Source organism: Agromyces sp. NPDC058484, from assembly GCF_042720415.1.
Taxonomy (GTDB): domain Bacteria; phylum Actinomycetota; class Actinomycetes; order Actinomycetales; family Microbacteriaceae; genus Agromyces.
In genome coordinates this window covers 101,473-113,934 of the sequence record NZ_JBHXMP010000010.1, presented here as the reverse complement: position 1 = coordinate 113,934, position 12,462 = coordinate 101,473, and the positions used below count along the sequence as shown (strand labels likewise).

Annotated in this window: 14 protein-coding genes; 13 read left to right on the top strand and 1 reads right to left on the bottom strand. The window is 71.7% G+C overall.

Annotated features, from left to right (window positions below):
* The first annotated feature begins 32 nt into the window (after positions 1–32).
* The 3 genes from hpt (at position 33) to ACFWN7_RS10245 (ending at position 3,098) form a co-directional block, all read left to right on the top strand.
* The gene (hpt, locus tag ACFWN7_RS10255; protein WP_376938703.1) at positions 33–584 is read left to right on the top strand and encodes a hypoxanthine phosphoribosyltransferase; all 552 of its coding nucleotides are present in this window, start codon (positions 33–35) and stop codon (positions 582–584) included.
* 43 nt (positions 585–627) lie between these two features.
* The gene (locus ACFWN7_RS10250) at positions 628–2,319 is read left to right on the top strand and encodes an MFS transporter (RefSeq protein WP_376938702.1); all 1,692 of its coding nucleotides are present in this window, start codon (positions 628–630) and stop codon (positions 2,317–2,319) included.
* Positions 2,320–2,432: 113 nt separating this feature from the next.
* Positions 2,433–3,098 carry a DUF2652 domain-containing protein gene (locus ACFWN7_RS10245; RefSeq protein ID WP_376938701.1) on the top strand — a complete coding sequence of 222 codons (666 nt, stop codon included), beginning with the start codon at positions 2,433–2,435 and terminating at the stop codon, positions 3,096–3,098.
* 1 nt (position 3,099) lies between these two features.
* On the opposite strand, the gene ACFWN7_RS10240 is transcribed toward ACFWN7_RS10245, so the two are convergent.
* Positions 3,100–3,438: a hypothetical protein gene (locus ACFWN7_RS10240; protein WP_376938700.1), complete on the bottom strand. Its 339-nt coding sequence runs from the start codon at positions 3,436–3,438 to the stop codon at positions 3,100–3,102.
* 137 nt (positions 3,439–3,575) lie between these two features.
* Between ACFWN7_RS10240 and ftsH the strand changes: the two genes are divergently transcribed.
* From ftsH to panC, 10 genes are all read left to right on the top strand, one after another.
* A complete protein-coding gene (ftsH, locus tag ACFWN7_RS10235; RefSeq protein ID WP_376938699.1) occupies positions 3,576–5,594 on the top strand; it encodes an ATP-dependent zinc metalloprotease FtsH in 2,019 nt (672 codons plus the stop codon).
* Positions 5,595–5,622: 28 nt separating this feature from the next.
* A complete protein-coding gene (gene folE / locus ACFWN7_RS10230; protein ID WP_376938698.1) occupies positions 5,623–6,219 on the top strand; it encodes a GTP cyclohydrolase I in 597 nt (198 codons plus the stop codon).
* 76 nt (positions 6,220–6,295) lie between these two features.
* Positions 6,296–7,087, top strand: coding sequence for a dihydropteroate synthase (gene folP, locus ACFWN7_RS10225; protein ID WP_376938719.1), 792 nt, complete (start codon positions 6,296–6,298; stop codon positions 7,085–7,087).
* Positions 7,080–7,466 (top strand): dihydroneopterin aldolase, encoded by a 387-nt coding sequence (folB, locus tag ACFWN7_RS10220; RefSeq protein WP_376938697.1) that lies wholly within the window; start codon positions 7,080–7,082, stop codon positions 7,464–7,466. The genes folP and folB overlap by 8 nt, the downstream gene beginning before the upstream one ends.
* Positions 7,463–7,948 (top strand): 2-amino-4-hydroxy-6-hydroxymethyldihydropteridine diphosphokinase, encoded by a 486-nt coding sequence (folK, locus tag ACFWN7_RS10215; protein ID WP_376938696.1) that lies wholly within the window; start codon positions 7,463–7,465, stop codon positions 7,946–7,948. The genes folB and folK overlap by 4 nt, the downstream gene beginning before the upstream one ends.
* Positions 7,945–8,412, top strand: coding sequence for a DUF3180 domain-containing protein (locus ACFWN7_RS10210; RefSeq protein ID WP_376938695.1), 468 nt, complete (start codon positions 7,945–7,947; stop codon positions 8,410–8,412). Before folK ends, ACFWN7_RS10210 begins: the two co-directional genes overlap by 4 nt.
* A 118-nt stretch (positions 8,413–8,530) precedes the next feature.
* Positions 8,531–9,043 carry a PH domain-containing protein gene (locus ACFWN7_RS10205; protein WP_376938718.1) on the top strand — a complete coding sequence of 171 codons (513 nt, stop codon included), beginning with the start codon at positions 8,531–8,533 and terminating at the stop codon, positions 9,041–9,043.
* Positions 9,040–10,716: a PH domain-containing protein gene (locus ACFWN7_RS10200; RefSeq protein WP_376938694.1), complete on the top strand. Its 1,677-nt coding sequence runs from the start codon at positions 9,040–9,042 to the stop codon at positions 10,714–10,716. The genes ACFWN7_RS10205 and ACFWN7_RS10200 overlap by 4 nt, the downstream gene beginning before the upstream one ends.
* Positions 10,706–11,500, top strand: a complete 795-nt coding sequence (locus ACFWN7_RS10195) for a Rossmann-like and DUF2520 domain-containing protein (RefSeq protein WP_376938693.1) — start codon at positions 10,706–10,708, stop codon at positions 11,498–11,500. The genes ACFWN7_RS10200 and ACFWN7_RS10195 overlap by 11 nt, the downstream gene beginning before the upstream one ends.
* A complete protein-coding gene (gene panC, locus ACFWN7_RS10190; protein WP_376938692.1) occupies positions 11,497–12,366 on the top strand; it encodes a pantoate--beta-alanine ligase in 870 nt (289 codons plus the stop codon). Before ACFWN7_RS10195 ends, panC begins: the two co-directional genes overlap by 4 nt.
* Positions 12,367–12,462: the final 96 nt, after the last annotated feature.

Sequence of the window (12,462 nt, the reverse complement as noted above, 5' to 3'; positions counted from 1 at the left end):
CAGATGCATGCCGACGACCGCTGGGAGCACGAATGGACACGCGCGTACTCGAGGCCGACCTCACCGAGGTGCTCGTCACCGAGGGCGAGATCCGCGCGAAGCTCGCCGAGCTGGCCCGTCGCATCGAGACCGACTACGAGGGCCGCGACATCCTGCTCGTCGGGGTGCTGAAGGGCGCCGTCATGGTGATGGCCGACCTCGCCCGCGAACTGCGCCCGCACGTGAACATGGACTGGATGGCCGTGTCGTCGTACGGCACGGGCACCCAGTCGAGCGGTGTCGTGCGCATCCTGAAAGACCTCGACAGCGACCTCACCGACCGCCACGTGCTCATCGTGGAGGACATCATCGACTCGGGCCTCACCCTCAGCTGGCTTCGCGGCAACCTCGAGTCGCGGGGCGCGGCATCCGTCGAGATCTGCGCACTGCTTCGCAAGCCGGATGCCGCGAAGGTCGACGTCGAGGTGAAGTACCTCGGGTTCGACATCCCGAACCGGTTCGTCGTGGGCTACGGCCTCGACTACGCGGAGCGGTACCGCAACCTGCGCGACGTCGCCATCCTCGCGCCGCACGTGTACTCGTGAATTGATCCGATCGGGCGGGGGCTTCAGGCCTTAGAGTCGTCCCATGGGCGAGGGCGGGCGCCGCGGCAGGCTACGCGACGCTGCCGCTGCCTTCACGAGCAACTGGCGCAACCGGAACCTCCGCCGCGCCCAGCTCAGCTTCCTCGGCGCCTGGACCGCCGAGTGGGCGTTCACCGTGGCGCTCGGAATCGTGGCCTACCGCGACGGCGGACCCGTGGCCCTCGGCCTGGTGGGGCTGCTCCGCATGGTGCCGTCGGCGATCTTCGCGCCCCTGCTGTCTCCGATCGCCGACCGAGGGCGCCGCGAGCGGGTGCTCGTGCTCGTGTCGACGGTGCGGGGGGTCGCGACCGCCGCCGCCGCCGTGGTCGTTGCGGTGGCAGGACCGCCGGTGGTCATCTACGCGCTCGCCGTGCTGTCGACGATCGCCGCCACGCTCTACCGCCCGGCGCACTCCGCGCTCCTGCCGTCGCTGTGCCGCACGGGCTACGAGCTCGCCAGCGCGAACGTGGTCCGTGGACTGCTCGATTCCGCGGCCACGCTCGTGGGTCCGCTGCTGGCAGCGATCCTGCTCCAGTTCACCGGGGTCGACGTCGTGTTCGCCGTCGCGGCAGCGGCCTCGTTCTGGGCGGCGGCCCTGCTGGTGCGGCTCCGGTACGACGCCCCTCCGCGTCCTCCCGCGCCGAAGCGTCCCAACCTGGTCAGGGAGGCAGTCGATGGGGTCAGGGCGGTGGTGCGGAGCCGCGACCTGACGCTCATCCTCGGGCTCGCGGCCGCGCAGGCCCTCACGCGAGGCGCGCTCACCGTCTTCTCCGTGGTGATCGCGATCGAGCTGCTGGGCACGGGAGAGCCCGGCGTCGGCGCCCTGATGACCGCCGTCGGGGTGGGCGCGGTGCTCGGGTCGCTCGCGGCTTCACTGCTCGTCGGGACAGGCCGCCTGGGTGCGTGGTTCGCCGTCGGGGTGGCCCTCTGGGGCCTGCCGCTCACGCTCATCGGGGTCTTCCCCCAGCAGGCGGCGGCCCTGTGCCTGCTCGCGTTCATCGGCGTCGGCAATGCCCTGATCGATGTCGCCGGGTTCACGCTGATCGGCAGGCTTGCCCCCGACGAGGTCCTGGCCCGCGTCTTCGGCGTGCTCGAGAGCCTGGTCGCCATGTTCATCGGGATCGGGGCGGTCGTCGCATCGGCGGTGATCGAGTGGCTCGGGGTCCAGGCCGCGCTGGTGGCCATCGGCCTCGTGTGCCCGATCCTCGCGGTGGCGTCGTTGCGGCGATTGCGAGGCCTCGACCGGTCGGTGCACGCCCTCGACGCGGACATCGCGCTGCTGCGGCGCGTGCCCATGCTCGGCACCCTCCCACTGCCCTCGATCGAGCAGCTGGCGCGCGGACTGGAGCCCGTCACGGTGGCAGCCGGCACGCGGGTGTTCACGCAGGGCGACCTCGGCGACCGGTACTACGTGATCGAGTCGGGTGAAGCCGAGGTGGTGGGCGACGGTCGCGTCGTGGCATCCCTCCGCCCGGGAGAGGGCTTCGGCGAGATCGCGCTGCTACGTCGCACGCGCCGGACGGCCACGGTGGTGGCCAAGGGGGTCCTGCGGCTGCGGGCGCTCGCCTCCGAACAGTTCCTCCAGGTCGTGCTGGGGTACACCGCGAGCGCTCGGGAAGCGGCAGTCGTCGTCGAGGGTGAGCTCGATCGGTACACCCCGAAGGAGCCATTCGGCGAGCCGCCGGGGTCGTCGTGAGCGCCCGCGCGGGGCTCGAGGTTGAGAACTCCCTGGCTTCGGTGGGACCCTAGGGCATGGAGTCCGGGCGTGCTGTGCTGCTGATCGCGGACATCGGTGGGTACACCGACTACATGAGCTCCCATCGGATGAGCCTCGCGCACGCCGAGGTCAACACGGCGCGGATGCTCGAGAAGATGATCGATGCCGCCCCCGGCTTCGACCTCATCGAGATCGAGGGTGACGCGGCCTTCCTCTCCCGCCGGGCCGGCGCAGGGGAGAACGGCACCGCGATCACCGAGATCCTCCGGGCCGCCGTTTCGATGCACCGGGCCTTCCACCTCGAGCGACAGTACGTCGCGGCGAACCTGTGCCCGTGCGCGGGGTGCAAGGAGGCGGCCGACCTCAAGCTGAAGTTCGTGGCGCACATCGGCGACGTGGCCACCCAGACCATCCGGGAGCGGCACAAGCTCGTCGGGATCGACGTCATCCTCGTCCATCGCATGCTGAAGAACCCGGTCGGGATATCCGAGTACGTCCTTCTCTCGGAGGAGCTCTACCGAACCGCTGAGGACTCGCTGCCCGGCGCCGTGCACGAGGTCGCGCAGGAACTCGAGGGCTTCGGCACCGTGCGTGAGTACTTCGTGGACGTCGGAGATCTCGGGGACTCGCTCCCACCGCTGCCCGCGCCGTCCTGGCAGGGACGCCTCTCGAGGACGGCCGCGGCGGCGGGCCTCGGCCTGCCGTACATGCTCGGCCTTCGGCGCACCCGCCGTGCGGCATCCGCTGTGGTCGAGTAGCTCACACGCCGATCGTGAGCGCCGCTGTGCACCCCTCGGCCACCGAGCCCGACATCGTCGCGACCTGGTGGATGCCGCCGTCGTCGCCGAACACGTTGTCGCTCGACAGGCTCACCCCCGCGACGTTCCGCGTGCTCTGCTCGTACTCCGCGGTCGCGTAGACGGCGGCGCACGCCTCGGCGGGCAGCGCGATCTGCGAGGTCTTCACGATCGGGCCGTCGGCGACGGCGCCCGCGACATCCGCATACACCTCGAAGTGGATGTGCGGCCACCGGCCCGGGTAGCAGGCCGGGAAGATCGACGTGAACGTCACCGCGCCGGTGCTGTCGACCTCCTGCACGCCGCGCAGGTAGTTCTCGAGCGGCCCGGCGCTCCCTGAGCCTGTCGAAGGGGCCTCGGCTGCACTGTGGACCCTGCAACAGCCCTCAGCGAACAGACAGCCGGCCTCCAGTGACGCCAATGTAGCCTTGCAAGACCATGAACATGAAGAAGATCCTGCGCGGGCCGATCATCTACATCCTGCTCGCCATCGTCGCCGTGTGGATCGGATCCAGCCTCATCACCGCGTCGGGCTTCAAGGAGGTCTCCACGCAGGAGGGCCTCGAGCTCCTGAACGACGGCAAGGTCTCCGCGGTGAAGATCGTCGACGGCGAGAATCGCGTCGACCTCACGCTCGCCGAGGCCGACGAGAAGCTCGGCACGCAGGTGCAGTTCTATTACGTCACGCCGCGCGGCGGCGACGTCGTCGCCGCGGTCGACGAGGCGAACCCGGCCGACGGTTTCAACGATGAAGTGCCGCAGCCGAACTGGTTCCTCTCGATGCTCGGCATCCTCCTGCCGCTCGTGCTCATCGGCCTCTTCTTCTGGATCATGCTCTCGGGCATGCAGGGCGGCGGGAACCGCGTCATGCAGTTCGGCAAGTCGAAGGCGAAGCTCGTCTCGAAGGAGAGCCCGAAGGTCACCTTCGACGACGTCGCCGGCGCCGACGAGGCGATCGAGGAGCTCCACGAGATCAAGGAGTTCCTGAAGGAGCCGGCGAAGTTCCAGGCGGTCGGCGCGCGCATTCCCAAGGGCGTGCTGCTCTACGGCCCTCCCGGCACCGGCAAGACGCTCCTGGCGCGCGCCGTCGCGGGTGAGGCCGGCGTGCCGTTCTACTCGATCTCGGGTTCCGACTTCGTCGAGATGTTCGTCGGCGTCGGCGCGAGCCGCGTGCGCGACCTCTTCGACCAGGCCAAGCAGAACGCGCCGGCCATCATCTTCGTCGACGAGATCGACGCCGTCGGCCGGCATCGCGGCGCGGGTCTCGGCGGCGGCCACGACGAGCGCGAGCAGACCCTGAACCAGCTGCTCGTCGAGATGGACGGGTTCGACCCCAAGACGAACGTCATCCTCATCGCCGCGACGAACCGCCCCGACATCCTCGACCCGGCACTGCTGCGCCCCGGGCGCTTCGACCGCCAGATCGGCGTCGACGCCCCCGACCTCAAGGGCCGCCAGAAGATCCTCGAGGTGCACTCGAAGGGCAAGCCGCTGGCGAACGGCGTCGACCTCGAGGTGCTCGCGCGCAAGACGCCGGGCTTCACCGGCGCCGATCTCGCGAACGTGCTCAACGAGGCGGCCCTGCTCACGGCCCGCTCGAACGCGCAGCTCATCGACAACCGCGCCCTCGACGAGGCCGTCGACCGTGTCATCGCAGGTCCCCAGCGCCGCTCGCGCGTCATGAAGGACAAGGAGAAGCTCATCACCGCGTATCACGAGGGCGGCCACGCCCTCGCCGCGGCGGCGATGAACTACACCGACCCGGTGACCAAGATCACGATCCTGCCGCGCGGTCGCGCCCTCGGCTACACCATGGTGCTTCCGCTCGAAGACAAGTACTCCGTCACCCGCAACGAGCTGCTCGACCAGCTCGCCTACGCGATGGGCGGCCGCGTCGCCGAGGAGATCGTCTTCCACGACCCGTCCACGGGCGCCTCGAACGACATCGAGAAGGCGACGGCGACGGCCCGCAAGATGGTCACCGAGTACGGCATGAGCGCGAACGTCGGCGCGGTGAAGCTCGGCCAGTCGCAGGGCGAGGTCTTCCTCGGCCGTGACATGGGCCACCAGCGCGACTACTCCGAGGAGGTCGCCGAGAAGGTCGACCTCGAGGTTCGCGCCCTCATCGAGCAGGCGCACGACGAGGCGTGGGAGGTGCTCAACGCGAACCGTGACATCCTCGACGTGCTCGCGGCCGAGCTCCTCGAGCACGAGACGCTCGACCACAACCAGATCGCGGCGATCTTCAAGGACGTCAAGCGGCTCCCCGAGCGCCCGCTCTGGCTCTCGAGCGACAAGCGCCCGGTCTCCGACCGTCCGCCGATCTCGTTCCCGACCCAGAAGATGCCGATCGACCAGGGTGCCGTCGACGGCGGCGTCGACTCGGGACAGACGCCCGTCGAGGAGCCGGCCGCGTCGCGTGCACCCCGCACGACGTCGCGCCCCGCGACCGCGTAGCCGCCCGCCGACCCGAAGAGGGGGTGCCATGGCCGGTGTCGACACCGAGCGCATCGAGCGCGCCGTCCGCGAGATCCTCCTCGCCATCGGCGAGGATCCCGGCCGGCCCGGGCTCGAGCGCACGCCGAAGCGGGTCGCCGAAGCCTACGCCGAGTTCTTCGGCGGCCTCCAGCTCGACCCGCTGACCCACCTCGCCGACAGCGTGCCGCTCGGCGCGTCGGAGGAAGGCGTGCCGGCCACCTCCGACGCGGTGGTGCTTCGCGACCTCGCGTTCCGGTCGGTGTGCGAGCACCACCTGCTGCCGTTCGTCGGCACGGCGCACGTGGCGTACCTGCCCGGTGACCGGGTCGTCGGGCTCGGCCGCATCCCCGCCGTCATCGACACGCTCGCGGCCCGCCCGCAGCTGCAGGAGCGGCTCGCCGAGGAGATCGCCGACACGCTCGAGGCGGGCCTGCATCCGAGGGGCGTGCTCGTCGTCCTCGACGCGCAGCACCGCTGCGTCACGACGCGCGGGCCGCGGCAGGAACGCAGTTCCACGATCACGATCGCGAGCCGTGGCACCCTCGCCGAGCCGACCGCACGTGCGGAGATCATCGCCCTGATCGGGGCGCGTCCGGATGCCTGAGGAACGAGAGTTCGCTGAGCCTGTCGAAGCGAACGCCGGGGCTCCCTTCGACGAGCTCAGGGGGCCGACGCTCGTCATGGGCGTCGTCAACGTCACCCCCGACTCCTTCAGCGACGGCGGTCGCTGGTTCGACGCCGACGCGGCCGTCGCGCACGGGCTCGAGCTCGTCGCCGACGGCGCCGACATCCTCGACGTCGGCGGCGAGTCCACGCGTCCGGGCGCCGCACGGGTCGAGCCCGACGAGGAGCTGCGCCGCGTCGTTCCCGTCGTGCGAGAACTGGCCGGCCGCGGCATCCGCGTGAGCGTCGACACCATGCGCGCCGCGACCGCCCGCGCCGCCGTCGAGGCGGGCGCCGAGATCATCAACGACGTGTCCGCCGGGCTCGCGGATGCCGCGATGGCACCGGTCGCCGCCGAGACCGGTGCGACCTACGTGGCCATGCACTGGCGCGGGCACTCCGACCGGATGGACGCGCTCGCCGAGTACTCCGACGTCGCGACCGAGGTGCGCGACGAGCTCGCGGCCCGCGTCGACGCGCTCGTCGCAGCGGGCGTCGAGCCCGAGCGGGTCATCCTCGACCCCGGCCTCGGCTTCGCCAAGCGCGGTCGGCAGAACTGGGAACTCCTCGGCCGTCTCGACGTGCTTGCGGAGCTCGGCCTCCCCATCCTCGTCGGTGCGTCGCGCAAACGATTCCTCGGTGCGCTGCTCCCCGGCGAGGCCGCCGTCGAGGAGCGTGACCTGCCGACCTCCGTCGTGAGCGTCCTCTCGGCGCAGGCCGGAGCCTGGGGCGTCCGCGTGCACGACGTTCGCGGCACGCGGTGCGCGCTCGACGTCCTCGGGGCGTGGCAGAGTGGACGACGTGGCTGAACTGCGCAATCGAACACCGGGCGATCGCATCACCCTCACGGGTGTGCGCGTCCGTGCGCACCACGGCGTCTTCGGCTTCGAGCGCGCCGAGGGCCAGGAGTTCGTGATCGACGTGAGCGTCGCGGTCGACCTCGCCGCCGCGGCATCCGCCGACGACCTCGATCGCACCGTGCACTACGGCGAGCTCGCCGAGGCCGTCGCCGCCGCCGTGCGACGCGACCCGGTCGACCTCATCGAGACCGTGGCCGAGCGCGTCGCGGCCGTCGCTCTCGGGTACCCGGCCGTCGAGGAGGTCGAGGTCACGGTGCACAAGCCCGAGGCGCCCATCTCGGTGCCGTTCACGGATGTCGCGGTCACGATCGTGCGGGGGCGGGCATGACGCACGCCGTCATCGCGTTCGGGGCGAACCTGGGCGACCGCGAGGCGACCATCGCGTCGGCGACGCGTGCGCTCGCCGGCACCGAGGGCGTCACCCTCGTGGCGGTGTCGCCGGTGTACGAGACGCCCGCCATCAGAGGCGACGGGGTCGACCACGACGCCCCCGGCTACCTGAACGGCGTCCTCGCCGTCGACACGACCCTCGAGCCGCACGACCTGCTCGACGTGCTGCAGGCGATCGAGACCGAACACGGCCGCGTCCGCGCCGAGCACTGGGGCGACCGCACGCTCGACCTCGACCTCATCGACTTCGGCGGTCGCGTGCTCGCCGACGATCGGCTCGTGCTGCCGCACCCGCGCGCCTGGCAGCGGGCCTTCGTCCTGCAGCCGTGGCTCGACATCGAACCCGATGCGGTGCTCGCGGGTCGCGGATCCGTGGCCGCGTTGCGGCTCGCGGCCCACGACGAGGTGGTGCGCCGATGAAGCGCACACACGCGTCGTCGATCGTCGCCTTCGCGCTGGCGGGTTTCGTCGCCGGCTATCTCGGCGACCTCGCAGCGGTGTCGGCGGGTGGCAAGGCGATCGTGCCGCCCCTGTCCTTGCCGGTGACCCTCGTGGGCGTCGCGGTGATCGTCGTGGCGCTCGCGTGGCCCGTCCGCCGCGCGGTGAAGGGCAAGACGACGAAGCACCTCGATCCGTTCCGGGCGATGCGCACGGCCGTGCTCGCGAAGGCGTGCAGCCTGAGCGGCGCGCTCGTGTTCGGCTTCGGCCTCGGCATCACGATGTTCCTCCTCACCCGGAGTATCGTGCCCGCCACGGTCTGGCTCGCGCTCGCGACCGCGATCGGCGCGGGGCTCCTGCTCGCGGGCGGACTCATCGCCGAGCGCTTCTGCACGCTTCCGCCCGACGACACCGAACCCGAGAAGGAGGAGCAGGCGCATGCCTGAGGTTTTCGACGACGCAGAGCGACATGGGTCGGAGTCCACTGCGCCGGATGCCGCGGCGACGCCCGGGCCCGCCGCGGTGGCGCCCGAGCCCGCCGCCGCGACGCCCCGGCCCGCCGCCGTGACGCCAGGGGCCGACGCGGTGACCCCCGAACCGCCCGCCGCGCCATCCGACACCGGGTGGCTGCGCGTCTCGCCGAAGTACGTCGTCGTCGAGGTCGTCGGGTCGATCGTCGGCATGGCGATCTTCGTCGGTGCGTTCGTGATCGCGTACCTGCTGTGGGGGCAGTGGTGGGCGCTGTGGGCCGCCATCGCGGTCGGCGTCGTCTCGATCGTCGGCATCGCTCTCGAGCCGAGGCGCGTGCGTTCGATCGGCTACCGCCTGCGTGAGGACGACCTGCTCTTCCGTCGCGGCATCATGTTCCAGCGGCAGGTCGCCGTGCCCTACGGCCGCATGCAGCTCGTCGACATCACTCGCGGACCCGTCGCGCGCGCGCTCGGACTGGCCGACCTCAAGTTCGTGACGGCCGCGGCATCCACCGCCGTCACCGTGCCCGGGCTGCCGATGGAGGAGGCCGACCGGCTGCGCGACGAGCTCGTCGCCCTCGCCGAGACCCGCCGGGCGGGGTTGTGAGCGCAACCGTGCGACCCGACCTGGTCACGAACCTCGCCGACGGCGAGTGGCACCGGCTGCATCCGGCGAGCCCACTGCTGCGCGGCGGACTCGTGTTCATCGCGGTGCTCGGCTTCATCATCGCGAACCTCCGCGAGCGGCTCGTCGACATGTTCCTCGTGATCTTCGCACCCGAGGTTCGCGGCGACGTCGACGAACGGTTCGGGGCCTGGCGGGGCGACTGGGCCAACGACCCGATCGGCGGCATCGTCACGCAGGGCCTCGTGGGCTGGGCGATCGCCGGGCTCGCCGTCGTCATCGTCGCGGTCATCGTCGGGTTCTGGCTGTCGTGGCGCATGCACACCTTCCGCGTCACGCACGAGGCAGTCGAGGTGCGCAGCGGCATCCTGTTCCGCTCGCACCGCAGCGCTCGGCTCGACCGGATCCAGGGCATCAACGTCACCCGGCCGGTGTTCGCGCGGCTCTTCGGAACGGCGAAGCTCGAGGTGTCGGTCGCAGGGCAGTCCGCGAACGTGCAGCTCTCCTACCTCGGCTCCGCGCTCGCCGACGGGTTGCGCGCCGACATCCTGCGGATGGCCTCGGGTGCCCGGGCCGAGAAGGCCGAGAAGGCGGCGAAGGCGGCGGATGCGGCGGATGCGGCGGATGCCGCAGGCACCCCGCATGGCGCCGGCGCCGACGAGGCAGCCGCTCGCGAGGGCCGCACGCCCGTGTCGGCGGTGATCGGCCACCGCGTCGACGAGTTCCTCGCGCCCGAGCTCGATCCTTCGCTCGCGCCTCCCGAGTCGGTCGTGCACCTGCCGCTCGGTCGCGTGATCGGCTCGACCCTGCTCGGCGGCTCGACGGTGTGGATCGTCATCCTCATCGCCGTCATCGCGGTCGGCCTCTCGACCGGGCAGCTCTGGGTGCTCTTCTCCTTCGTGCCCGCCGCGATCGGCCTCGTGAGCTACGCCTGGAACCGCATCACGAAGTCGCTGCGCTACTCGATCGCGGGCACCCCCGACGGGGTCCGCATCGGACACGGCCTGCTCTCGACCGGCAACCAGACCATCCCTCCGGGACGCATCCACGCGGTCGAGGTTCGGCAGTGGATCCTCTGGCGGCCGTTCGGCTGGTGGTCCATCCACATCAACGTGGCCGGCCAGTCGGTGTCCGCGTCCAACGACGCAGCCCAGCGCACGCTCGTGCTCCCGGTCGGCACACTCGCCGACGTGCACCGCGTGCTCCGGCTGCTGCTTCCCGATGCGGCATCCGCCGTCGAACCCCTCGTCGACGCCGGACTCCTGGGCGGCGACGGCGACGGCGGCTACTCGCGCACGCCGCAGCGTGCGGCATGGATCCGCCCGTTCTCATGGCGCCGCATCGGCTGGGCGGCCACCGGCGGGGTCGCCCTGCTGCGCCGCGGCTGGCTGCTGCGCAGCCTCACCCTCGTACCGCTCGCGCGCATGCAGTCGGTCGCGGTGACGGTCGGCCCGATCCAGCGGATGCTGCGGCTCGCCGCCGTGCGCATCCACACCGTCACCGGGCCGGTCACGGCCGTGCTCCCGGTCGCCGACCGCGCCGAGGCGGCCGGGCTGTTCGAGCGGCTCGCCGGCGAAGCGGTCGAACGGGCCGCGAACGACACTTCGCACCACTGGGGCGCGGGCGTTCGAGCGGAGTCCGCCGATGCCCGCTGAGCGCGCGGGGCGCCTGGGCGTCGGCACCGTCGGCGCAGGCCGGGTCGGTGCGGTGCTCGCGGCGTCGCTCGCCGGCGCCGGGCACGCTCTCACCGGGATCGCGACCGTGTCCGAGGCGAGCCGCGAACGCGCTGCGGCCATTCTCCCGTCGGTGCCGGTGCTGCCGATCCCCGACGTCGTCGAGCGCAGCGAGCTCGTGCTCCTCGCCGTGCCCGAGGCCGAGCTCGAGGCGCTCGTCGCCGGCCTCGCCGACGCCGGCGTATGGCAGCCCGGGCAGATCGTGCTGCACACCGCGGCGCGGTACGGCACGGGTGTGCTCGGGCCGGCCCTCCGCGCCGGGGCGATCCCGCTCGCGGTGCACCCCGCGATGAGTTTCACCGGAACGAGCATCGATCTCGCCCGCCTGCCCGGCACCTGGTTCGCCGTCACGGCCCCGGCGCCCGTGCTGCCCATCGGACAGGCGCTCGTCGTGGAGATGGGCGGCGAGCCGTTCGTCGTCGCCGAGGGCGACCGGGAGGCCTACGGCGAGGCGATCGACACGGCCGTGTCGTTCTCGAGCGCGATCGTCGATCAGGCGAGCGGCCTTCTCGATGGGATCGGCGTGCGCCGCCCCGGCTCGGTGCTCGCCCCACTGGTGCGGAGCGCCGTCGAGAACGCGCTCTCACGACACGACCCCGGCCCGCTCATCGATGCGACGGGTACGATCGACGAGGCCGGCCCGATCGACGCGGCCGGCACGATCGACGAGGCCGGCCCCGATCGGCCCCTGGGAGGTGGCGTGTGACCGAGGTCGCCGCGGGCACGCGCGTGGTGCCGACGATCGCAGCACTCCGGGCGACGCTCGCCGAGCGGCGTGCGGGCGGGGCATCCGTCGCCCTCGTTCCCACCATGGGGGCGCTGCACGACGGCCACCTCGCCCTCGTGCGCCGTGCGCGCGAGCTCGCCGACGTCGTCGTCGTGTCGATCTTCGTCAACCCGCTCCAGTTCGGTCCCGGCGAGGACCTCGCGCGGTACCCCCGCAGCCTCGACGCGGATGTCGCGGCACTCACGGCGCTCGGGGTCGACACGGTGTTCGCGCCGCACGTCGACGAGATGTACCCGCGCGGAGGCGCCGGCGGCACGACCGTGCACGCCGGTCCGATCGGCTCTCGCTACGAGGGCGCGTCGCGCCCGGGCCATTTCGACGGCATGCTCACGGTCGTCGCGAAGCTCTTCGGCATCGTGCTGCCCGATGTCGCGGTCTTCGGCCAGAAGGACGCGCAGCAGGTGTTCCTCGTCTCGCGCATGGTCGCCGATCTCGACCTGCCCGTGCGCATCGAGACCGTGCCGATCGTGCGCGAGCCCGACGGCCTCGCCCGCTCGAGCCGCAACCGCTACCTCGACGCCGAGCAGCGCCGAGCGGCGCTGGTGCTCGTGGAGTCGCTGCGCGCAGCGGATGCCGCGGCATCCGCCGGCCCGTCCGAGCTGCTCGCCGAGGGGGTCGCCGCGTTCGGCGACCACGACGGGGTGACCCTCGACTACTTCGTCGTCGTGGACCCCGATACCCTCCTGCCCGTTCCCGACGACTACCGTGGCCGCGCTCTCGTGCTGGTCGCCGCCCTGGTCGGCTCTACCCGCCTCATCGACAACGCCTTCGTCGAGATCGGCTGAGCGCCGCTGATCGAGTAGCGCCGCCAGGCGACATCCGGTGATCGAGGAGCGCCGCCGGGGCCCGACATGTATCGGGATCCCCCAGTCGGACTGCCC